Source organism: Ralstonia sp. VS2407, from assembly GCF_052950655.1.
In genome coordinates this window covers 22,422-44,256 of record NZ_JBRFVG010000008.1, presented here as the reverse complement: position 1 = coordinate 44,256, position 21,835 = coordinate 22,422, and the positions used below count along the sequence as shown (strand labels likewise).

At 63.8% G+C, this 21,835-nt stretch carries 25 protein-coding genes; 13 read left to right on the top strand and 12 right to left on the bottom strand.

Going from position 1 to position 21,835, the window contains the following annotated elements:
- The first annotated feature begins 367 nt into the window (after window positions 1-367).
- The 9 genes from fliL to ACU8YE_RS14670 all read left to right on the top strand — a co-directional run bounded on the left by fliL (window position 368) and on the right by ACU8YE_RS14670 (window position 6,705).
- Window positions 368-865 (top strand): flagellar basal body-associated protein FliL, encoded by a 498-nt coding sequence (gene fliL, locus ACU8YE_RS14710; protein ID WP_024542098.1) that lies wholly within the window; start codon window positions 368-370, stop codon window positions 863-865.
- A gap of 1 nt (window position 866) precedes the next feature.
- Window positions 867-1,877 carry a flagellar motor switch protein FliM gene (gene fliM / locus ACU8YE_RS14705; RefSeq protein WP_232039039.1) on the top strand — a complete coding sequence of 337 codons (1,011 nt, stop codon included), beginning with the start codon at window positions 867-869 and terminating at the stop codon, window positions 1,875-1,877.
- Window positions 1,867-2,322, top strand: a complete 456-nt coding sequence (gene fliN / locus ACU8YE_RS14700; protein ID WP_004631438.1) for a flagellar motor switch protein FliN — start codon at window positions 1,867-1,869, stop codon at window positions 2,320-2,322. Before fliM ends, fliN begins: the two co-directional genes overlap by 11 nt.
- Before the next feature lie 68 nt (window positions 2,323-2,390).
- Complete coding sequence (fliO, locus tag ACU8YE_RS14695) at window positions 2,391-2,792, top strand: flagellar biosynthetic protein FliO (protein ID WP_232039038.1); 402 nt, start codon at window positions 2,391-2,393, stop codon at window positions 2,790-2,792.
- On the top strand, window positions 2,789-3,538 hold the full coding sequence (gene fliP, locus ACU8YE_RS14690) for a flagellar type III secretion system pore protein FliP (RefSeq protein ID WP_232039037.1): 750 nt from the start codon (window positions 2,789-2,791) through the stop codon (window positions 3,536-3,538). Before fliO ends, fliP begins: the two co-directional genes overlap by 4 nt.
- A gap of 19 nt (window positions 3,539-3,557) precedes the next feature.
- Window positions 3,558-3,827 carry a flagellar biosynthesis protein FliQ gene (fliQ, locus tag ACU8YE_RS14685; RefSeq protein WP_004631435.1) on the top strand — a complete coding sequence of 90 codons (270 nt, stop codon included), beginning with the start codon at window positions 3,558-3,560 and terminating at the stop codon, window positions 3,825-3,827.
- A gap of 30 nt (window positions 3,828-3,857) precedes the next feature.
- Complete coding sequence (gene fliR, locus ACU8YE_RS14680) at window positions 3,858-4,652, top strand: flagellar biosynthetic protein FliR (protein WP_232039036.1); 795 nt, start codon at window positions 3,858-3,860, stop codon at window positions 4,650-4,652.
- A gap of 83 nt (window positions 4,653-4,735) precedes the next feature.
- Window positions 4,736-5,464 carry a 3-ketoacyl-ACP reductase FabG2 gene (locus tag ACU8YE_RS14675; RefSeq protein WP_446929018.1) on the top strand — a complete coding sequence of 243 codons (729 nt, stop codon included), beginning with the start codon at window positions 4,736-4,738 and terminating at the stop codon, window positions 5,462-5,464.
- Window positions 5,464-6,705, top strand: a complete 1,242-nt coding sequence (locus tag ACU8YE_RS14670; RefSeq protein WP_446929017.1) for an NAD(P)/FAD-dependent oxidoreductase — start codon at window positions 5,464-5,466, stop codon at window positions 6,703-6,705. Before ACU8YE_RS14675 ends, ACU8YE_RS14670 begins: the two co-directional genes overlap by 1 nt.
- A 39-nt stretch (window positions 6,706-6,744) precedes the next feature.
- Here ACU8YE_RS14670 and ACU8YE_RS14665 read toward each other — a convergent pair whose 3' ends face one another.
- The 12 genes from ACU8YE_RS14665 to flgB all read right to left on the bottom strand — a co-directional run bounded on the left by ACU8YE_RS14665 (window position 6,745) and on the right by flgB (window position 18,268).
- On the bottom strand, window positions 6,745-7,488 hold the full coding sequence (locus ACU8YE_RS14665; protein WP_232039033.1) for a YoaK family protein: 744 nt from the start codon (window positions 7,486-7,488) through the stop codon (window positions 6,745-6,747).
- A 67-nt stretch (window positions 7,489-7,555) separates the two neighbouring features.
- Complete coding sequence (gene flgL / locus ACU8YE_RS14660; RefSeq protein WP_414562774.1) at window positions 7,556-8,515, bottom strand: flagellar hook-associated protein FlgL; 960 nt, start codon at window positions 8,513-8,515, stop codon at window positions 7,556-7,558.
- Window positions 8,516-8,581: 66 nt separating this feature from the next.
- Entirely contained in the window at window positions 8,582-10,519 is a 1,938-nt protein-coding gene (gene flgK, locus ACU8YE_RS14655; RefSeq protein WP_232039031.1) for a flagellar hook-associated protein FlgK, read from the bottom strand.
- A gap of 115 nt (window positions 10,520-10,634) precedes the next feature.
- Complete coding sequence (flgJ, locus tag ACU8YE_RS14650; RefSeq protein WP_414562778.1) at window positions 10,635-11,729, bottom strand: flagellar assembly peptidoglycan hydrolase FlgJ; 1,095 nt, start codon at window positions 11,727-11,729, stop codon at window positions 10,635-10,637.
- Window positions 11,730-11,745: 16 nt separating this feature from the next.
- Window positions 11,746-12,864, bottom strand: a complete 1,119-nt coding sequence (locus ACU8YE_RS14645; RefSeq protein ID WP_232039029.1) for a flagellar basal body P-ring protein FlgI — start codon at window positions 12,862-12,864, stop codon at window positions 11,746-11,748.
- Between the two features lie 10 nt (window positions 12,865-12,874).
- Window positions 12,875-13,627 carry a flagellar basal body L-ring protein FlgH gene (locus tag ACU8YE_RS14640; RefSeq protein WP_260803312.1) on the bottom strand — a complete coding sequence of 251 codons (753 nt, stop codon included), beginning with the start codon at window positions 13,625-13,627 and terminating at the stop codon, window positions 12,875-12,877.
- A gap of 32 nt (window positions 13,628-13,659) precedes the next feature.
- The gene (gene flgG, locus ACU8YE_RS14635; protein WP_009240010.1) at window positions 13,660-14,442 is read right to left on the bottom strand and encodes a flagellar basal-body rod protein FlgG; all 783 of its coding nucleotides are present in this window, start codon (window positions 14,440-14,442) and stop codon (window positions 13,660-13,662) included.
- Window positions 14,443-14,482: 40 nt separating this feature from the next.
- Window positions 14,483-15,220 carry a flagellar basal-body rod protein FlgF gene (gene flgF / locus ACU8YE_RS14630; RefSeq protein ID WP_232039027.1) on the bottom strand — a complete coding sequence of 246 codons (738 nt, stop codon included), beginning with the start codon at window positions 15,218-15,220 and terminating at the stop codon, window positions 14,483-14,485.
- Between the two features lie 45 nt (window positions 15,221-15,265).
- Entirely contained in the window at window positions 15,266-16,474 is a 1,209-nt protein-coding gene (gene flgE / locus ACU8YE_RS14625; protein WP_232039026.1) for a flagellar hook protein FlgE, read from the bottom strand.
- A gap of 37 nt (window positions 16,475-16,511) precedes the next feature.
- The gene (locus tag ACU8YE_RS14620; RefSeq protein WP_260803313.1) at window positions 16,512-17,168 is read right to left on the bottom strand and encodes a flagellar hook assembly protein FlgD; all 657 of its coding nucleotides are present in this window, start codon (window positions 17,166-17,168) and stop codon (window positions 16,512-16,514) included.
- Between the two features lie 27 nt (window positions 17,169-17,195).
- Window positions 17,196-17,603 carry a flagellar basal body rod protein FlgC gene (gene flgC, locus ACU8YE_RS14615; RefSeq protein WP_024977566.1) on the bottom strand — a complete coding sequence of 136 codons (408 nt, stop codon included), beginning with the start codon at window positions 17,601-17,603 and terminating at the stop codon, window positions 17,196-17,198.
- 209 nt (window positions 17,604-17,812) lie between these two features.
- Window positions 17,813-18,268 (bottom strand): flagellar basal body rod protein FlgB, encoded by a 456-nt coding sequence (gene flgB, locus ACU8YE_RS14610; protein WP_024977565.1) that lies wholly within the window; start codon window positions 18,266-18,268, stop codon window positions 17,813-17,815.
- 422 nt (window positions 18,269-18,690) lie between these two features.
- Between flgB and flgA the strand changes: the two genes are divergently transcribed.
- From flgA to ACU8YE_RS14590, 4 genes are all read left to right on the top strand, one after another.
- Window positions 18,691-19,548, top strand: coding sequence for a flagellar basal body P-ring formation chaperone FlgA (flgA, locus tag ACU8YE_RS14605; RefSeq protein WP_316871892.1), 858 nt, complete (start codon window positions 18,691-18,693; stop codon window positions 19,546-19,548).
- Between the two features lie 122 nt (window positions 19,549-19,670).
- Window positions 19,671-19,991, top strand: a complete 321-nt coding sequence (flgM, locus tag ACU8YE_RS14600; protein ID WP_092971051.1) for a flagellar biosynthesis anti-sigma factor FlgM — start codon at window positions 19,671-19,673, stop codon at window positions 19,989-19,991.
- A gap of 139 nt (window positions 19,992-20,130) precedes the next feature.
- Complete coding sequence (locus tag ACU8YE_RS14595; protein ID WP_004631399.1) at window positions 20,131-20,592, top strand: flagella synthesis protein FlgN; 462 nt, start codon at window positions 20,131-20,133, stop codon at window positions 20,590-20,592.
- Between the two features lie 457 nt (window positions 20,593-21,049).
- Window positions 21,050-21,766, top strand: coding sequence for a LuxR C-terminal-related transcriptional regulator (locus tag ACU8YE_RS14590; protein WP_260803315.1), 717 nt, complete (start codon window positions 21,050-21,052; stop codon window positions 21,764-21,766).
- Window positions 21,767-21,835 lie beyond the last annotated feature (69 nt).

The window sequence follows — 21,835 nt, the reverse complement described above, 5'->3', positions numbered from 1 at the left end:
GTATGCAGGGCCGGACCATGCCGGCCTGTTCTTTCCTTACAACGGCAAGCGCGGGCAAATCTTTCGGACCAACGTCACTTTTGCGGTGCAAGAGGCGAACAGGGGTACCGGTCAGGCGCCCGGGGCAACGTAACCCCCCACATAAAGTGCACTCTGAGTCACTTATAAAATCGTACGGCTTTGCACCGCACGTCGCAAACGCCCGAGATAAGCAGGATTGACCGCGTTTCTTGCTGGAATGAGCTGGACAGAGGTGGGGAAGAATGCCATCCGAGAACCCGACTCTGTGCCGTGCGTTGTTTTTTACGGTGTGTTGCGCGACGCGAGCCGGGAAAGCCCACCCCCCCTTAGTCCCCGAGTGATCCCCATGGCCGAAGCCGCTGCCGCCACTACCGCCCCCGCCCCAGCAAAGGGCGGCTCCACCAAGCTGCTGCTGATCATCCTGATCGTGCTCTTGCTCGTCGGCATGGGCGGCGGTGCCGCCTGGTTCTTCCTCGGAGGCGGCAATCACGCCGCATCCGGCCCCGCCGCACCGCCCAAGCCCAAAGAGCCGGTGTTCGTGGCCATGGAAACCCTGACCGTCAACCTGCAGCCCGAAGAAGGCAACGACCGTTACCTGCAGATCGGCATCACGTTCAAGAGCTTCGACAAGCATGCCGAAGAAGAGATCAAGACCTATACGCCCGAGCTGCGCAGCAAGGTCCTGATGCTCCTGGCCAGCAAGACCCCTACCGAGCTGTATCCGGCGGACGGCAAGGTCAAGCTGGCCAAGGAAATCGTTGAACTATGCGAACACGTCTTCAAGGCTGTCGGCAAGGAATCGCCCGTGGCAGACGTCTTGTTCACCAACTTTGTGATTCAGTGACATGCTCAAGGAAGAGTTTCTTTCCCAGGAGGAAATCGACGCGCTCCTGAAAGGCGTGTCCGATGACGCGGACGACGACCCCGTCGAAGCCGCCGATCCCTCGGGCATACGCTCGTACAACCTGGGCTCGCAGGAGCGCATCGTCCGTGGGCGCATGCCCACGCTGGAAATCATCAACGAGCGGTTCGCGCGCAACTGGCGCATCGGGCTGTTCAACTTCATGCGGCGCAACGCGGAAATCTCCGTCGGGCCGGTGAAGGTGCAGAAGTACAGCGAGTTCATCCGCAACCTGGTGGTGCCGACCTCGCTCAACCTTGTGCACGTCAAGCCGCTGCGCGGCACGGCGCTGTTCGTATTCGACCCCAACCTGATCTTCCTGGTGGTCGACAACCTGTTCGGTGGCGACGGCCGCTTCCACATGCGCGTGGAAGGCCGGGACTTTACCGATGTGGAGCAGCGCATCATCCAGCGCATGCTGCAGCTCGTGTTCGAGCACTACGCCAAGGCGTGGCAGCCGGTCTACCCGATCGATTTCGAATTCCTGCGCATGGAAATGCACACCGAGTTCGCCAACGTGGCCACGCCCAATGAAGTGGTGGTCACCACCAGCTTCAGCATCGAGCTGGGCAACAACGGCGGCGACGTGCACATCTGCATGCCCTACACGATGATCGAGCCGATCCGCGACCGGCTCACATCGGCCATCCAGGGCGAAGCGCTGGAAGTGGACAAGCGCTGGCTGCGGCTGCTGTCGCAACAGGTGCAGACCGCCGAGGTGGAGCTGATTGCCGACCTCGCCACGGCCAAGGTGCAGGTATCCGACATCCTGAACATGAAGGTGGGCGACGTCATTCCGCTGGAGCTGGATGACAGCGTGACCGCCAAGGTAGACGGCGTGCCCGTCATGGAATGCAACTACGGCACGTTCAACGGCCAATACGCGCTGCGGGTCAACCGCATGCTGAATATGAGCGGCAGCGACGCTGCCACGGAGTCTGACGATGACAACTGAACCGACCATGAACCCCGAAGCCAACGCCGACGACATCGATGTCGAGATGACGATGGAAGAGGCCATGGCCCTGGAAGCCGCGCAGCGTGCTGCGGCAAACCCGCCAGCCGCCGCGCCCGCCGCCGCCGAATCCAGCCCGGTGTTCAAGCCCCTGACGGCCGACGGCCTGGGCGGTGCCCAGCGCAATGACATCGACATGATCCTGGACATCCCCGTGCAGTTGACGGTGGAGCTGGGCCGCACCAAGGTGCCCATCAAGAACCTGCTGCAGCTTGCGCAAGGTTCAGTGGTGGAACTCGACGCACTGGCCGGTGAACCGATGGATGTACTTGTCAACGGCTACTTGATCGCCCAAGGTGAAGTGGTGGTGGTCAACGAGAAGTTCGGTATCCGCCTCACCGACATCATTACGCCGTCGGAGCGGATCCGTAAGTTGAACCGATAAGCCATACACGCGCGCCGTCCATCGGCACCCTGACAGCAACCAGTGCTCCCCCCGGGCAAGGTGTTGAAATGAACCATGCAGTTGATTGGGCCCGCACCCTAGGCGGGCTGTTTGTAGTGTTGGCGATGATCGTGGCGGCCGGCTGGCTGCTGCGCCGTCTGCAGCAGCGCGCGGGCATGGGCCCCGGCGGTTTAGGCCGGCGCCGCAGTCAGGTGATCACCGTGGTCGCACAGCAAATGCTGGGCGCCCGCGAGAAGGTCGTCGTCGTCGATGTGGAAGGCACATGGCTCGTGCTGGGCGTCACGCAGCAGCACGTGCAGACGCTCCACACGCTGCCGCGCCCTGCCGAAGTCGCTTCCACGCCGGACGACCCGTCCGGCGACGGCACTTCCGGCTCCGGCAAGCCGCCCCGCTTTGCCGACGCGCTGTCCATCCAGCTCAAGCGTCACCTGACGGGAAAGTCGGAATGAACGCGCGCACCTTCTTCCGCTGCCTGATTGCCCTGGCGCTGCTGGGCGCCGCGCCCGCCGTGTTCGCCCAGTCGCAACCCGGTCTGCCGCTGCTCACGGGCACCGCCGGCGGCCAAAGCTATTCGCTGCCCGTCCAGACGCTGGTCTTCCTGACGTCGCTCGGGTTTCTGCCGGCCATCATCCTGATGATGAGCAGCTTCACGCGCATCATCATCGTGCTGTCGCTGCTGCGCCATGCGCTAGGCACACAAACCACGCCGCCCAACCAGGTGCTGATCGGGCTGGCGCTGTTCCTCACGTTCTTCGTCATGTCGCCGGTGCTCGACAAGGTCTACACCGACGCCTACGTGCCGCTGCGTGACAACAAGATCACCGTCGAGCAGGCCATGGACACCGCCGCCACGCCGCTGCGCCAGTTCATGCTCAAGCAGACGCGCGAGCCGGACCTCGCCCTGTTCGTCAAGATGGGCAACATGCCGGCCATTGCCTCGCCCGAGCAAACGCCCATGCGTGCGCTCATCCCGGCCTTCGTCACGAGCGAGCTGAAAAGCGCGTTCCAGATCGGGTTTGCCATCTTCATTCCGTTCCTGGTAATCGACATCGTGGTGGCGGCCGTGCTGATGTCGATGGGGATGATGATGGTCACGCCGTCGATCTTCTCGCTTCCGTTCAAGATCATGCTGTTCGTGCTGGTGGATGGCTGGCACCTGCTGCTGGGCTCGCTGGCGCAGAGCTTTGTGCAATAAGCGCCGATAGGAAACCGACATGACACCCGAATACGTTCTGGACATGGCCCGTCAGGCCATGCAGGTCGCCATGATGGTGGGCGCGCCGATGTTGCTGGTGTCGCTCGTCGTCGGTCTGCTGGTGGCCGTGTTCCAGGCCGCCACGCAGCTCAACGAGCAGACGCTGTCGTTCATCCCCAAGCTGCTGGCCGTGGCTGCCACGATGGTGCTCGCTGGCCCGTGGATCGTCGCCGTGATCGTCGACTACACGCGCGGCGTGCTGACCAATATCCCCAACTACGTCAACTAACGCGACGTAGCGCGCAGGGCACCGACACCGATGATCCAATTCACCGCCACGCAGCTCAACGGCTGGATCGCCATGTACTGGTGGCCGCTGGTGCGCGTGCTCGCGTTCATCGCCATTGCGCCCCCGTTTGCCAATACCGAGATCCCGACGTCGATCAAGGTGGCATTCGGCGTGGTCATCACGGTGGCGCTGGCGCCCATGCTGCCGGTGCCCGCAGGCGTGTCGGTGGGCTCGTACGAAGGGCTGTGGATCACGCTGGTGCAGGTGTTGATCGGGCTGGCGCTGGGCTTTTGCGTGCAGCTCGTATTCTCGGCCATCAGCGGTGCCGGCGAGGTGATGTCGGTGCAGATGGGCCTGGGCTTTGCGTCCCTGCTCGACCCGACGCAAACCGAGAGCAGCATGCTGCTTGGCCGCTTCCTCAGCCTCACGGCCGTCACGGCGTTCATTGCCGGCGACGGCCATCTCGTACTGCTGCACGCCCTGTTCGACAGCTTTACCGCCCTGCCCGTCTCGGCGGCGCCGCTGGGCAACCCGGGCTGGCAAACGCTGGCCGGCGGCGGCACGATCGTCTTTGCGCTGGCCCTGCGCATCGCCCTGCCCATCATCGCGATCATGATGATCGTCAACCTTGGCTTTGCCGTGCTCTCGCGCACGGCACAGGCGCTCAACCCGTTTGCGGTCGGCATCGCCGCCACGCTGGTGGTGGGGCTGATGCTCGTCATGGTGATGATGACGTCGCTGGCGCCGGTGGTGGAGCGGTCTGTGATGGATGCGCTGGACTTGGGTGGGCGGGCGTTCAGCGAGTTCAGTACGCTGCCTCGATAGGCACCGCGCGCCAGCAGCAATACCTGCCGCGCGTGCGATGATCGCGGTATTCCGCCGACCGATCTTCAAGGGAGTCTCACCACATGAGCCGCCGCGTTCTTGTGACGGGTGCCAGCCGCGGCATTGGCCGCGCCATCGCCTACCAATTGGCCTCCGACGGGTTTGACGTGTCCGTGCATTGCCGCAGCGGCCGTGCCGAGGCCGAAGCCATCGTTGCCGACATCCAAGCCAAAAACGGCAGCGCTCGCGTGTTGCAATTCGACGTGCGCGACCGCGCCGCATGCCGCACCGAGCTTGACGCCGACGTGGAAGCCCACGGCGCCTACTACGGCATCGTCCTGTGTGCCGGCGTCACCCGCGACGCCGCCTTCCCTGCCCTGACCGACGAAGACTGGGACATCGTTCTCGAGACCGGCCTGGATGGCTTCTACAACGTCGTCCATCCGCTCACCATGCCGATGGTGCGTGCACGCAAGGGAGGGCGCATCGTCACCATCGCATCTGTCTCTGGGGTGATGGGCAATCGCGGGCAGGTGAACTACAGCGCTGCCAAGGCCGGGCTGATCGGCGCAACCAAGGCGCTGGCCGTCGAACTGGCGTCGCGCAAGATCACCGTCAACTGTGTGGCACCAGGCCTGATTGAAACCGACATGCTGGCCCACATGGAACACATCGACCAAGCCCTGCAAGCCGTGCCGATGCAACGTGTCGGCCAACCCGCAGAGGTGGCTTCCGTGGTCGCCTTCCTGATGTCGGATGCAGCGTCGTATGTGACGCGACAAGTGATCGGCGTAAACGGAGGCATGATCTGATGACCGCTGAAGCAACACACGTCGACGTCGCCATCATCGGCGCCGGCCCCTCCGGTGCTGTTGCTGCGGCCTTGCTGCGAAAGGCGGGCCACAACGTGCTGGTGCTCGAACGCCAGCAATTCCCGCGCTTCTCCATTGGAGAAAGCTTGCTGCCTCAAAGCATGGCCTACCTTGAAGCGGCAGGCATGCTGCAGGCCGTTGTGGAAGCAGGATTCCAGTACAAGAACGGGGCGTATTTCGTACATCAGGACAAGCACGCCTCCTTCGATTTCCGAGACAAGCATTCAGCGGGCTGGGGCACGACGTATCAGGTCGAACGCGCGGTGTTTGACCAGACGCTGATCCGGTGTGCGGCCGAGCAGGGCGCGGAGGTTCGCTTTGGCCACACCGTACGCTCCATGCATCCTGGCGACGCACCTGTGCTGGAAGTGGAAGACGAAGCCGGGGTCGCTTACGCCGTTCATGCCCGCTTCGTACTGGACGCAAGCGGCTTTGGCCGCGTGTTACCACGCCTGCTGAATCTTGAAGCGCCGACCCGCATGCCAACGCGTGCAGCGCTCTTCACGCACGTGCGTGACGCCTTGCCTGCCGGCAGCACCGATCGCGACAAGATCTGCATCGCCGTTCACCCGGAGCGGCGCGATGTCTGGTATTGGATGATTCCGCTGGCCAACGGTCGCTCTTCAGTCGGCTGCGTAGCCGAAGCGAGCTTCCTCGATGTGCCGGAGGCAGAGCGCGAAGCGACCTTGCGCAAACTGATCCGGGCCGAACCCAATATCGCAGCGCTGATCGGCGATGCGCCGTTTCTCATGCCCGTGCGCCAGATTGGGGGCTACGCCGCCAACGTGGAGCGTCTCTACGGGCCGGGCTATGCGTTGCTGGGCAATGCTGGCGAGTTCCTGGACCCGGTGTTCTCGTCAGGCGTAACGATTGCATTGCGCTCGGCGGACCTGGCGACGCGCGTCCTCGTACGCCAACTCAACGGCGAAACCGTCGATTGGCTTGCCGATTACGACAAGCCGCTGCGCAAAGGCGTCGATACGTTCCGCGCTTTCGTTGATCGGTGGTACTCGGGCGAGTTACAGGACATCATTTTCCACCCGCGCCATTCGCCGGGCATCCGCCGCATGATCAGCGCCATCCTGGCGGGCTACGCCTGGGACGAAACGAATCCGTTTGTGGTCAATCCAGAGCGGCGTCTGAATACGCTGCACGAGGTATGCCGGCGGGAAATGACCTGACGGAGGCGCCGCGCGCGGGCCGATGCAGCCCTGGCCCGCTTACCGCCTGCGCGCCAACAAATCATCCACCACCGGCACAACGGCCAGCAGCATCAGGATGGACGCCAGCGGAATCGTGGCGGCATAACCCAGATACTTGAAGCCCAACGCGCCTGCCACGCCGCCCACGAAGAACATCCCCAGCAACGACGCCAGCAGTCGCAGCTTGGGCCGATTGGCCACGACGGCCGGCAGGTTGCGGTGCCCGTGGTTCCAGTAGAGCGCCTTGCCGACTTCGATGCCGATGTCGGTGGCCAGGCCGGTCACGTGCGTGGTACGGATCTCGGCTTTCGAAATCTTGGTGATGATGGCGTTCTGCAGCCCCATCAGGAAGCACAGCAGCGCCACGGTGGCCGGCACGAACACGACCCGGTATTGCCCCAGCGATGTGCCCATCAAGCCGAACAGCAACAGCAGCGCGGCTTCGAGCATGAGCGGCAACGCGAATTCGCTCTGCGTGCTGCGCCGGCGGCCCCAGTTGACGAGCACCGCCGTGCAGGCGGCACCACAAAGGAATGCCAGCAGCGAAGCGAATCCGGCGAGCACGAGGACGATATCGCCCAGCACGAGCGCGTCGGCCATCGTCGAGACGATGCCAGACATGTGCGAGGTGTATTGCTTGACGGCGAGGAATCCGCCTGCGTTGGCGGCGCCCGCCACGAAGGCCAGCGACTGACCGAGGCGCCGATTGGCGTCCTCTGAGCGTTCCGGGCTGGTCAGGCGGCGAAGATACTGGATGGGCATGACCAGTCCTGACGGTAGGTGAGCCGACATGATACGCCGCGCCACCCCACCGTCTGCCCGCGCCGCATCAAGGATTGATGTACTGGAACAGCGACATGCCCTGCATGGCCGTGAACGTCTTCTGCGCGGCCTGCAGCGACACCTGCTGCTGAGAGAACTGCGAGATGGCGGTGGTGTAATCCACCGATTGCAGCTTCGAGATCTGCTCCTTCAACTGCTCGCCGTAGTTCGAGCCGCTGCTGTTGAGCGTTGTGATCTGCGCTTGCTGCGTGCCCACCGTCACCTGCGCTTGCAGGGCGACCTGATAAGCGTTGTCCAGATTGCCCTGCGCCGTCTGCACGGCCTTTTGCAGGTTCGCGACGTCGGTGGCCTGGGTGGCGGCGTTGATCGGGGTCGACAGCGCCGTGATCAGGTTCTCGTACGTCTTGAAGATGCTCTGGTTGGTGTTCGGGTTGGACGTATCCGAGTTGGGGATGCGCACGAACACCGAATCGCCCGACACCGAATTCGGCATCGAGATGTTCTGGGATACCTGCACCGTGGGCGGCTGACCACTGCCAACGTACTGCACGGAACCGCTGGTGCTGGTGAAAGGATCAGCCGTGCCGTTGGCACCGCCAAACAGGGCCACGCCTGACGCATCGCGCTGGTTGGCCGTCGACAGCAGCTGCTGGTACTGCTGCTTGACCTGCGCCAGCACGCCAATGCGCTGCGAATCCGTCATCAGCGAGGTGTTGGCCCCCACCAATGTCTGTTTGCCTTGCTGCAGCGTGGTCACCAGGTTGGTGAGCGCCGAAGACACGCTGGTCAGACGCGCGTCGGTGGTGTCGCGATTGGCTTGGTACTGATCGTTGGCGTCCTGCGTTTGCTGCAGTTGCGCCATCTGGCCGAACGCGCTGGGGTTGTCGCCCGCGCTGTTGAGCGCGATGCCGCTCGCAATCTGCTGCTGCAGCGTGAGCAGGTTCGATTGCGTGTTCTGCATCGAAGCGGAAGACGCTGCAAAGAATTGGGCGGTACTGACTCGCATGATCGGTCCGGACGAAGGGCTTTAGGACGTTATCGGCAGGCGGGGCGTTTTCTTCAGTTGCCCCGATCAGCCGCCGGCAATCGACAGGAGGCTGTCGAACAGCGAATTGGCCGTCTGCATCACCTTGGCGGAGGCCTGGTAGGCCTGCTGGTACTTCATCAGGTTCATCGCCTCGTCATCGAGATTCACCCCCGACACCGACTGCTGCTGTTGCGTGGAGCTGGCCAGCAGCGCCTTCTGCGAGGTCAGGTTGGTGCTGGCGCGGTTGGCCTGCACACCCACCTGAGTGACGAGGTTGTTCCACGCCGAGCCGATCGACGTCGTGCCGCCGTCCAGCAGGTTGCTGTTGCGCAGCTTGGCCAGCGCGCTGGCGTTGCCGTTGTCGGTGCTGTTGGCGGTGTTGGCCGAAATGGTGAACGTGTCGCCGTTGCCGGGCGAGCCCGAAAGCGTCATCTGCACGCCGTTGAAAGCGTACGTCGCGCCCTGCGTGTACGGCGCCGTACCGCCCGTGTACGTGGTCGACGTACCACCCACCGTGACAGTGACACTGCCCGGGAACCCCGACAGCGAGCCGCCGACGGCCGAGCTGTACGTCAGGTTGATCGGCGACGTGAGCGGCGAGCCGGCATACGTGCTGTCCACGCCCAACGACGACACCGCGGCGCTGCCCGTGTTGTTGCTGCCCTGGTTGAGCACCACGGGCGAGGCCGCCGCCACGTTGTGGTAGTCGGTGGTGAGCGTCTGCATGGTGGCGGCCGCGTTGGCGGTCGGGCGCACCAGGAAGGAGTCACCGCTGTTCATCGTGCCCGACAGGTTCAGCGTGACGCCGTCGATCGTGGTCGGCCAGCTCGACACCGTCACGGACCCGGAGCCGTCCGGATAGTGCGAAACGGTGTAGGCGCCGCCCTGATACTTGACCTGGTAGTCGTAGCCCTGCCCCGCATTGGCGTTGGTGATGCTGGCCGTGAGCGTGCCGCTGCCGGTGTTGTTCGTGCTGGGCGCGACGCTGGGGCTGGCCACGGAGAAGAGGTCCGTGCCCATTTTGCCGTTGGCGTCCATGCCCAGCTTGTTCTGCGCATTCACGTCGGCCGTCACGGCCGTGGCCAGGCGGCCCAGGCTGTTCTGCGCCGGAATGAGCGTGTTGTTGCGGAAGTCCATCAGGCCGCCCAGCGCACCGCCGCCGAGCTGGCTGTCGTCGATGTTGACCGTACCGCCGGGGCTCTTGTAGCCCACCGACAGTTGCGTCGGGTCGTACTGCGACGGCACCGCCGTCAGCTGGTAGCTCTGGTTGCCCTGCACCAGCGCCTGGCCGTTGCCCACGTAGATGTTGAACTGGCCGTCGCCGGTCTGCACCACGCTGGCCTTGATCGACTGATTGAGCGTCTGGACAAGCTGGTCGCGCTGATCACGCAAATCATTGGCCGGCTGGCCGGTCGACGCTTCGGCCTTGGAAATCTGGTCATTCAACGAGGCGATCTGCTGCGCGGTGCCATTGACGGAGCTGATCTGCGTCTGCACCTGCGTATTGACCTGGCTGTTGAGCGAACTCAGCTGGCCGGCAATCGAATTGAAGCGGCTTTGCAGGCCGGCCGCAGCGTTCAGGAAAACCTGGCGCGCGGTGGTGTCCGACGGCTTGGAGGCCAGGCCATCGGCGGCATTGAAGAAGCTGGTGAGCGACGAAGTCAGGCCGCTGTTGCTGTCCGACATGTACTTGCTCAGGCCCGACACCAGGCTGTTGAGCTGGTCGGCCGCACTGGTCGAGGCCTGGCCGCTTTGCACCTGCGCGGTCAGAAACTGGTCATAGATGCGCTTGACGGTCGTGACGTTGGCGCCCTGGCCGAGATAGCCCACGCCGGCGTACAGCGGAATGTTTTCCGTCTGCACGGCTTCCTGGCGCGAATAACCGGGCGTGCTGGCGTTGGCGATGTTGTTGCCGGTCACCTGCAGGTTGATATCGGCCACCCGCAGGCCCGACGCGCCAATATTCAGAAGGGAGCTGCTCATAGTTGTCTCGGTGCGGGCAGCACGAAGCCGCCGAAATAAGCTCTAGAAACAACATCGGCCGGACAAGCGGAAACTTGAGCCGGCCGTCGTCGCCAAAATATGCTTTTTAAATCACTCAAACGATCTGCTTGAGCACCGCCATGATCTTGTGGGCGTAGTTCGGGTCGGTGGCGTAGCCGGCGCGCTGCAGCCCCTTGGCGAACGACGCCGCATCGTTGCCGTTGCCGGCTGCCACGACGTTGCTGTAGCGCGGGTTGTTGGCCAGCAGGTTGGCGTAGTCCTTGAAGGCCTCGGCGTACGAGCTGTACGCGCGGAACTTCTCCTGCACCTTGTGGGCGACGCCGCCGATGTATTCGGTGGTGGTCACCGTGGCAGTCTTGCCGGCCCACGAGCTGCCGGCCTTGATGCCGAACAGGTTGTGCGTATTCGTGCCGTCGCGTGCCTTGATCTCGCGACGGCCCCAGCCGGACTCCAGCGCCGCATGCCCGATCATGAAGTTGGCCGGAATGCCGGTTTCCTGCGCGGCCTGCGATGCGTGGCCGATCAGCTTGTTATAGAAGCTGGTCATGCGCTCGCCGCGCGGCTCGGACGCCACCGTCGACAGGTCAACCTCGGGCGGTGCGCTCGGGGTCTGTGCCTGCGCATCTGCCTGCTTGCGCAGGGCGGCCAGTGCACGTTGCACGCGTTCTTCCAGGCCGGGGCGCGGCACGGTGCTGATGCCCGAGCCGTCGTCTTCCGTGCCCGGCGCCACGGCGGCCGCCATGCTGTTGAGCGACGAACGCGCGATGGCCTTGGCGGCATCGCTCGTGGCACCGGCGGCACCAGCAGCACCCGGCAGCGCGGTATTGGTGGCCGTTGTGTTCGACAGGGCGGTGTTCACCTTGCCGCCTGCATCCGGGTTCACATGCGTGGCCTGACGCAGCATCTGCTTCAGAAGCTGGTCTGCAACGCCCACGCCGCGCGAGGCCATGGTCTGCGAAAGCTGCTGATCGAGCATCGACGTGTACATCTTGGTCGACGACGAATCGAGCGGCCCGTTCTGCGGCGATGCATCGCGCATCTGCTTGAGCATCATGTTCACGAAGATCGCGTCGAACTGCTTGGCGACGGTCTTGGCGGCGCCGGTCGGATCGGTACGCGCCGTTTGCTTGAGCGACTCGAAACCCTTGGAATCGAGCGCCAGGCGGCTGGTGAGGTCGGTTTGGTTCATCGTGGCCTCCCCAGCGTCAGATGATTTCCAGATCGGCGCGCAGCGCGTTGGCCGCCTTCATCGCCTGCAGGATCGAGATCAGGTCTTGCGGGTTGGCACCGATCGCGTTGATGGCCTTAACCACGTCCGCAAGGTTGGTACCGCCCTTCACGCTGATGAGGCTGCCCCCTTGCTGCTTGACCTCGATGCTCGAGCGCGCCGCCGCCACCGTCTGCCCTTGCGAGAACGGCGCCGGCTGGCTCACGACCGGGTCGGTGCTGATGGTGACCGACAGGCTGCCATGCGCCACCGCGCAGGGCTCGAGCTTGACGAGCTGGTTCATCACCACCGAGCCCGTACGGGCGTTGATCACCACACGCGCGGCGGCCAACGCCGGCGTCACGTCAATGTTCTGCAGCTTGGCCAGGAAGCCGACGCGGTCCGACGCCAGGGCCGGTGCCCGCACGTTGATCGTGCGGCCGTCCGCGGCTTGCGCCGTATCCGTGCCGAACTGCTTGTTGATGGCGGTAACGATGTTCTGCACGGTGCCGAAATCCGTCGTGCCGGTATCGAGCTGGATGCTGCCGGCCTCGCCCACCGTGGCCTGCACGGCGCGCTCCACCGTGGCGCCATTGGCGATGCGGCCGGCGCCAAGCTGGTTGATCTGCACCTTGCTGCCGTTGGCCGATGCGCCTGCGCCGCCAATCACCACGTTGCCCTGTGCCAATGCGTAGAGCTGGCCGTCCACGCCCTTGAGGGGCGTGAGCAGCAGCGTGCCGCCACGCAGGCTCTTGGCGTTACCGATGGACGATACCGTCACGTCGATGGTCTGGCCCGGCCGCACAAAGGCGGGCAGCGTGGCCGTCACCACCACGGCGGCGGTGTTCTTGAGCTGGATGCTCGCGCCGGCCGGCACATTGATGCCGAACTGCGTGAGCATGTTGTTGAAGCTCTGGACCGTGAACGGGGTTTGCGTGGTCTGGTCGCCGCTACCGTCCAGGCCCACGACCAGGCCGTAGCCGATCAGCGCGTTGTCGCGCACGCCGGCAACGGTGGTCAGATCCTTGATGCGGTCAGCGTGTGCCGTGCTCGGAACAACCGCCGAAATTGCGCTCAGTGCCACCAGGGCCGCGCCGATGATGCGATGCAAAGTCATGGCAGATCCCTCAGAACGGTGACACGGTCAGGAAGAACCGCGACAGCCAGCCCATCTGCTGCGACTCGGCCACGTAGCCCGTGCCGCGGTATTCCATGCGTGCGTCCGCCACCTGGGTGGACAACACGGTGTTTTGATTGTTGACGGTGGTCGGGTTGACCACGCCGGAGAACTTGATCGACTCGGTGCCCTGGCCCACGGCCATCTGCTTCTCGCCGCTCACCACCAGGTTGCCGTTGCCCAGCACTTCCACCACCGTCACCGTAATCGTGGCCGTGAAGTTGTTCTGTGCACCGTTGGCGCCCTTGCTGTCGAACTTGTTGGCGTCGCTGGCCGACACACCCAGCAGAGAGAGCACGCCCGCGTTCATGCCGGCGAAGGTCGGCACCGAAGCGCTCATGCTGCCCGTGCGGTTGACGCTGCCGGAGGTCTGCTTGCTGGCCGCCGTGTTCTCGGTGATCACGATGGTGATCGTGTCACCCACCATGTGTGCGCGGCGGTCTTCGAACATGCCGCGGAAACCACCGCTGCCCGATGCCACTTCCTGGTAGATCGCCCCGTTCTGGCGCGGCGCCATCACCGGCATCGGTGGGCGCGCGGTTGTCGGACCCTGCACGATCGGGGCCGGCGGCGGCAGCATGCCGCACGCCGTAGCGAGCAAGGCGGCCGTGCCAAGCACGGCCAATCGAACGACTCGAGCAGCCGGCACAGCGCGGCCGCTGTGCTTGCCATTCTGGAGCGAGTAAACCGGGGGGGTATGCATCGCACTACATCCTCAAAAACTGCGCCGTCAGCTCAAAGCTGAGACAGCTTCTCCAGCATCTGGTCCGACGTCTGGACCGACTTGCTGTTGATCTCGTACGCACGCTGCGTCTGGATCATGTTGACCATTTCTTCCACCACGTTCACGTTGGACGTTTCAACGTAGTTCTGATTGAGCGCGCCCACGCCGTTCGAGCCCGGGTTGGCCAGGTTGGCCGTGCCCGACGCTTCGGTTTCGGCGTACAGGTTTTCGCCCATGCTGCGCAGGCCGGCCGGGTTGATGAAGTTGGCCAGTTGGAACGTGCCCACCTGCGTGTTGTTGACCGTGCCCGGCGTGGTGACCGTCACGACGCCGTCCTTGCCGATGGTCAGGCTGGTGGCGTTCTGCGGCACCGTCACGGCCGGCTGGACCGGGTAACCGCTCGAGGTCACAAGCTGGCCCTGCGCGTTGATCTGGAAGCTGCCGTCACGCGTGTAGGCCAGCGTGCCGTCGGGCATCTGCACCTGGAAGAAGCCGTTGCCGTTGATGGCCACGTCGGTCGAGTTGCCGGTCTGCTGCAGGTTGCCCTGCGTGTGCAGACGCTCGGTGGCGACGATGCGCGTACCGGTACCGATCTGCATGCCCGAAGGCAGCGTGGTCTGTTGCGACGACTGCGCACCCGGCTCGCGCACGTTCTGGTACAGCAAGTCTTCGAACACGGCGCGCGAGCGCTTGAAGCCCGTCGTGTTGACGTTCGCCAGGTTGTTCGAGATGACATCCAGCTGCGATTGCTGGGCGTCCATCCCGGTCTTGGAAATCCACAGGGAGCGAATCATGTTCGAGTCCTTGGTTGATTCAATTCAATGCGCCGGCCGTTCAGGCGTGGCGCAGCAGTTCATTGGCCGACTGGGCGTTCGTGTCGCTCGTGTGCAGCGACTTCATCTGCATTTCCAGTTGGCGCGAGATTTCGATCATGTTGACCAGCGAGTCGGTCAGGTTGACGTTGCTGCCTTCCAGCGCCCCGCCGGTCACACGAACTTTTTCATCCACGTCGGCGTCCTGGCCGTCGCGCTGGCGGAACAAGCCGTCGGCGCCGCGGTCGATGTTCGACGGGTCGATGCTCACCAGCTTCAGGCGGCCCAGCGACACGGGCGGCGTACGGCTGTCGGCGCTGATCGCGTTGACCGTACCGTCCTTGGCAAACTGCACCGTGGTATCGGGCGGCAGCGTGATCGGGCCGCCATCACCCAGCACGGGCTGGCCGGAGAGCGTCTGGATCGTGCCGTCAGGACCGAGCTGGAACGTACCGGCGCGGGTGTAAGCCTCGCTGCCATCAGGCGTCTGCACGGCAAAGAAGCCTTGCCCGTCGATGGCCACGTCCAGGCTGCGGCCGGTGGTCTCGATCGGGCCGGGCGCGAGGTCCGTCCCGATGGCCGAGGCCATCACGTAGCTGCGCGTGGGCGAGCCATCGCCTTGCACACCCACCGTATGGAACGCATCGATCTGCGCCTTGAAGCCGGTAGTGCTGGCGTTGGCGAGGTTGTTGGCGCTGGCAGCCTGTTGGTCGAACAGGTGCTTTACGCCAGTCATCGACACGTAGATCGAGCGGTCCATGCGAGTGTCCTTGGTGTGCGGTCAGTCAGCTTCGGGCAACGACGATTACATCGTCACCAGGGTCTGCAGGATGGTGTCCTGCGTCTTGATGGTCTGCGCGTTGGCCTGATACGAGCGCTGGGCAATGATCATGTTGACCAGCTCGGCAGACAGGTCCACGTTGGATTGCTCCACCGCCGACGACTGCAGCAGGCCGAACGAACCCATGCCCGGCGTACCCAGGTTGGGGGCGCCCGAGTTGGACGTTTCCACCCACTGGTTGCCACCGATGTTCTGCAGGCCTTCCGGTGCCTTGAAATTGGCCATGGCGACCTGGCCCAGCGTTGCCGTGCGGCCGTTGGAGTAGCGCGCGGTGACAGTGCCATCGGTACCGACCGAGTAGCTGGCCAGGCGGCCGGTGGCGTAACCGTCTTGGGTCACGCCCGGAGCGGTGTCGTTGTAGCCGCCGCCGTACTGCGTGGTGCCCGTGAAATCCATGCTCGCGATGCTCATCCCGGGGAAGGCCGTGGCGATCTTGCTTGGCGTCGAGGTGAGCTGGCCGCTGCTGTTGAACGTGAGCGACGTCACCGGGTTGCCGCCGGTCGGGTTGTTGCCGTCAACTTGCGAGTACACATCCCAGCCCGAAGCGGTGCGCACGTAGTAATTGGTCAGCATGTGGGCCGTGCCCGTGCCGTCGTACACCTGTTCCGAAACGGAGTGGTTGAACGTGGCCGAGTTGGTGGGCGAGAACGGCGTGGTGGTCGGCGCCGTGGCGGCGGCGTCCAGGTTCACGCCGAACGCCGTGTTGGTGGTGGCCAGCGGCGCCAGGTCGTTGACGGGAATCTTCAGGTTGGTCAGCACGGCGGTGTTGACCTTGCCGGTGGAATCCACGCCGTAGCCGGTCAGGTTCTGGCCGGTGGCCGAGATGATGAAGCCGTTCTTGTCGGTCTGGAACTGGCCGTTACGCGTGTACGACACCTGGCCGCTGGACGGGTCGACCATGCGGTAGAAGCCCGTGCCGTTGATGGCGATGTCCAGCGGGTTGCCGGTGTTGGTCACGTTGCCCTGCGTGAACGACTGCGACACCTTGGTCACGCTCACGCCCTGGCCGATCTGGTTGTCGGACGCACCCACCAGCGAGCGTGCGTACACGTCGCCAAACTCGGCGGTCGATTTCTTGTAGCCGACAGTGTTGGCGTTTGCCACGTTGCTGCCGATCACGTCTAGGTTTGCAGAGGCGGCGTCGAGACCGCTGAGGCCTTGCTGGAATCCCATAATGTTCTCCCGTAGATAAAAAAGCGGGTTCGACCCGTTACTGAATGGTGGTGACGTCCGACAGCTTGGCCGTGTTGCCCGAGGCCAGTTGCAGCTGCGTCGTTCCGTTGGTGATGGTCACGCCCGTTACCTTGTCGGCGCCGGTGGCGTTGGCCGTTGTGATCTTGCCGCCAAGCGTGGCAGAAACCGAGATGGAGTAAGAGCCGTCGGCCACCGTGGTGCCGCTGTCGTTCTTGCCGTTCCAGGTGTAGTTGCCGCTGCCGGCGGACATCTGGCCCAGATCGACCGAACGCACGGTGTTGCCGTTGGCATCCTTGATGGTCACGACCACATCGTCGGCGCCGTTGGGTACCGAGATGCCGAAGTTGGCCGTGCCGGAAGCCAGCGTCAGGTTGGACGACGGCACCTGCACGGTACGGCCGATCAGTGACGAAGCCTGCGTGGCCGCGCTCTGCGTCGCCATGCTCGACATGGTGGTGTTCAGTTGCTGGATACCGTTCACAGTGTTGATCTGCGCAAGCTGCGAGGTCATCTGCGAGTTGTCCATCGGGTTGAGCGGATCCTGGTTCTGCAACTGCGCGACCAGCAACTGCATGAACGTGTTCTGCAGATCGGTGCCGCTGGTGATGGCAAGCTGGTTGCCGGAGGTCGTGCTCGATGTGCCGGTGGTGCTGCTGGTTGAGCTGACGGTCATGTTCGTGTCTCGCTAGGAATGTGCCGCTTACTGGCCCAGGGTCAGAGCCTTGGAGGCCATCGTCTTGGTGGTGTTGGCGACTTCCACGTTGGCCTGGTACGAGCGCGACGCAGAAATCATGTTGACCATTTCGTCCACCACATCGACGTTCGGCATGGTCACGTAGCCGTCGGCATCGGCCAGCGGGTTGCCCGGCTGGTGCATGCGCTTCATGGGGGTGACGGTGTCTTCGACCACGCGGTCGACCGACACGCCCGTGGCGTAGTCGTCAGACTCCTGCACGGGCGAGAACACCACCTGCTTGGCGCGGTACGCCTTGCCGTCCGGGCCCGTCACGCTTTCGGCGTTGGCCAGGTTGGAGGCGACCACGTTCATGCGCTTGGACTGCGCGGTGAGCGCGCTGCCAGCTACATCCATCACCTTGAATAGCGACATGTTGATTCCGATGTCTTCAAATACTGTTGCCGGCATGGCTGCCGGACCGATCCGGTTGTTCTGTATGGCGGCTTGCTCCGGACCAATCTTTGCCGGCCCGGAGCGCCACACAGTTCCCGCCCCTCTTTCGCCGCGCGTGACTGCTGCGCGGTCGTCTTAATGCCTGTCTGCTGCTCTTGATGCTCTTGCTGCTGTTGCTACATCGCGCGCTAGCTGTTCTGAATGGCCGCCAGCATCGACTTGATCTTCTGCGTCACGATGCTCAGATCGGCCTCGTAGCGCACAGTGTTATCGGCAAAGCGCATGCGCTCGCCATCCATGTCCACCGTGTTGCCGTCGATGGACGGCTGCTGCGACGTGCGGTACTGCACTTCACCCTGCAGCGCCTTGGTTTGCTGCGACAGCGACGCCTGCATCAGCGACACATCGCCGGCCGGTGCGCCATCCACCGTCAGGTGGCCTGAAGCCGTTGCCGTCATCGGCAGGCTGTTTCCGCTTTGCTGGCCGACCGCCTTCTGCAGCGCCGACTGAAAATCGAAGTCGCGCGCCTTGTAGTTGGGCGTATCGGCGTTGGCGATGTTCGAGGCCAGGATCTGGTGACGCTGCGAGCGCAAGTGCAGCGCCTGCTCCTGAAAACCGAACAACTGATCCAGCTTGTCGACCATGTCTGTCATTCCTTGCGTGTGGCGTCCTGGTGATTGCTGCCACCCGCCGGGGTTGCGTTCTGTCTTGCGTTTGTGTGTTGCGCGTTCCCTTCGGCTGGAGAACTCGGCATCAGCGGCCCCTTCAAAACCGCCGATGCCGTCTCCAAAACCGCTGAACCGCTTGTCATGCTGAGTTGCCGTCATGCAACCTCAGTGGAAAAGACCTGTCTGCGAATCCAGAGATTGGCCGGGAAACCCTCCCCCGGGGCAGGCTGTACGGCCAGGAACCGCACAACGCCAGGGACTTCACCACGTTGCAAAGTCTAGGGGCGGGTGTGCAAGACCATTCGTCCGAATAAGGGGGGGATTGGCCGACATTTCCGCATTTGGCGCTCGCGCACGCGTGGCTAAACTTCACCGGACTTTTGATGAAGGGGCTCTCCATGTCCACGCGGTTTGCACGCAGCGCGCACCACCCGACCCAACCTGCCGCCACGGCCACGCCGCTGGCTGGGCGCCAGCGCAAGCTGCTGTTGATCCTGGCGCTGGGCCTGCTGGCCAGCGTCGTGCACCCGATCCTGGCGCACGCACAGGGCATGGTGCGCGTCGGGTATCCGCCGGCCCAAGCCGTACAGCAGCCCATGCAGCCCACCACCATCCAGGGGCCGAACGCCATTCAGATGCAGATTCAGCAGCAACTGCAGTCGCAACTGGACATCCTGGGCGGCACAAATGAGACGGGAGCGCCACGTGCGTCGGTCGAGGTCGGCCCGGTAGATGCCCGCGTGGCCAACCAGCCCTGCGACCAGATCGACCTGATGCTGCCGGCGGCCAACCGCCTGCGCGGCCGTATACAAGTGGGCGTGCGCTGCCGCTCGCCGCACGCCTGGGCGGCTTGGGTACCGGCCACGATTCAGATTACGGGGACGTATTACGTCGCCTCGCACCAGCTCTCGCCGGGCAAGACGCTCGATATGGGCGATCTGGAAGCCCGCACGGGCGACCTGTCGATGCTGCCGGCCTCGGTCGTGCAACAGCCGGCCGATGTGGTGGGGCGTGTACTGCTCACGAGCGTGGCCACCAATCAGCCGCTGCGCGCCGAAAGCCTGCGCCTGCCAATTGCCGTGCAAGCCGGCCAGACCGTCAAGCTCATCGCCGAGGGCGGCGGCTTCCAGGTCAGCAGCGACGGCCGAGCCTTGAACCAGGCCGCCGTGGGGCAGGTGGCGCAGGTGCGCACGGCCAACGGCAATGTCGTCTCCGGCATCGCGCAGTCTGCCGGCGTCGTGGCAATCCAGTTCTAAGATCAGATTGATAACGGCAGATCACTTTTCGACTGTGATGCTTGATCGATACCTGCCGCTAAAGTTTGGGCCGGGGTTGGCCGATATGGGTGATAGGATGAACGCGCTCTTCGGAGACACCCGTGAAAATCAACCATATCGTGAACAACACGCCGGCCGTTGCGCCGACCAAGGACGCTGCGTCCGGGTCGACGCGCGCGACCGGTTCGTCCCCGGCCGCTACGACGGCTTCGGGCACCACGCGCCACACCGGCGATGCACCGTCGCTGTCGGTCCAACAAGTCTCGCGCCAAGTGGGCAGCGGCGACTTCGACGCCGCACGCGTCGAGCAGATCCGCAGTGCCATCCAGAACGGCACGCTCAAGATGGACGCCGGCAAGATCGCCGATGCGGCGCTTTCCGACGCGCAATCGCTGCTCTCCACGCGCTCCAAGAAGGTCTGACGGGGGTTTCCCGTCGTCCGTCCCCTGTATTTTCTGACGCCGCCGGTCCGAGGGTTTCCGACTCTCGACCGATCGCGGCGGGGCGGTGTGCCAGCCGGCGGCTGCCCAAGCTTCCAAGCCTGAGCCTGAGGTAGTCACCATGGACAACACACTGCTGATCCGCACCCTTGCCGACGAGCAGGAACTGCTGCGCGCAGCCACCCTCACCCTGGATGCCGAAGCGCAGGCGTTGCGCGATGGCGACATGGTCGAACTCGAGCGCATCACCCAGACCAAGCAGAAACAGCTCGCCGCGCTGGGCGAAGCCGACCGGGACCGCCGCCTTTGGTGGGCCCAGCACGGCGGCGCCGATCCGTACGGGCTGGTCAAATACCTGCGCACCGATGAGACTGCCAGCCGCCTGTTCGACGAGAACCTGGCCCTGGCCCGCCTGCTGCGCCAGCGCAACATCGACAACGGCACCCTGATCGACCTGCGCCTGCGTGCCACGCAGAACGCGCTGTCTGTCCTGCATGCTGCCAACAACGGCGGCGGTACACCCTACGGCCGCGACGGCAAACAACCGCTGTCGATGCCACGCTTCTCGGTCGTCGCGCAATAAGCCACCACAACACGTTTTTTGGGTACAAAAGCCCCGCTTTACGCTTACGTCAATGGGCGTGAAGTGGGGCTAGCTGCTGCTGCCTGATCCTGCTATGTATAGAGGGGTCTAGCACACCACCGATCGGGGTAAACAAAAAGGTTTACATCCCATTGATGGGTGCAACAAGCATGCTGGGGATTTATTCTGCGATTTTGGCGGGGTTAATCCTCCGCGCCTGGCGACATAAACAAGAAAAACCGGAAGGATTTGCGCCTGAATGGCGTGCCAAGGTTTCGGCCCGGTGGCACCGCACTGCGGTGACTGCCGGTTGAACGGGGAAATATACCGAGACCGCACGTCAGAAGCATTTCCACACGCACGCCCGTGTTGATTTTCGACCGGCTGGTCCAAATAGACGCGGCAACGAGCTGATTCCGGAAATGGGCAAACAAACCATAACCAGACAGGCGGCGCAGTGAAATCAATCGTAGTGGAGGCACACCCTTTGGTGCGTGCCGGCGCGACCCATGTGTTGCAATCCTTGCCGGCCATCACCGAAGTGGTCAGCGTCGAGCCGGACGAAGCTCTCTTTGAAAACCTCGCGGCGCATGCGGACGCCGAACTGGCCCTGATCGGCCTGCCCTTGCCTGGCATCGACGATCTGCCAGCGCTCTCCCGGCTGCTGCAACAGCCGCATCCCCGACATGTCGCCGTACTGGGCGAAACCGATTCCGCTGCGCACGTGCGCACGCTGATGCAATTGAATGTGTCGGCCTATCTGCTGAAAAGCTATTCCGGCAAATTGATTGCAGCGGCATTGGAATTGGTGCTCGCGGGCGGCCGTTATGTGCCGGCGTCGATCGTGCTGACACGGCCTGAAGCGATTGGGTCAGGTTCGGCCAACGGTAATGACGATGGCGCGTTACTCGGCCTGACGCAGCGTCAATATGAAATTCTCGTCTTGCTCTCGCGCGGGCATCCGGTCAAAACCATCAGCCGCATGCTGAGTATTTCCGAGGCGACAACCAAGGCGCATATCAACGCGCTGTATCGCCGGCTGGAAGTGCGCAGCCGTACCGAGGCTGTGTTCGTGGCCACGCAGCGCGGCGCCATGCTGCTGAATCAGCCGAACATTGGAGCCGAGGCCCCGGCGCCGCTATCGCCGCCGTTGCGCCTGGCGCGCACCGGCTGACACCGCCGCCATTTCGGCTTTTGCGCATAACAAAAAACGGCGCCCGGAATCCGGACGCCGTTGAAAATG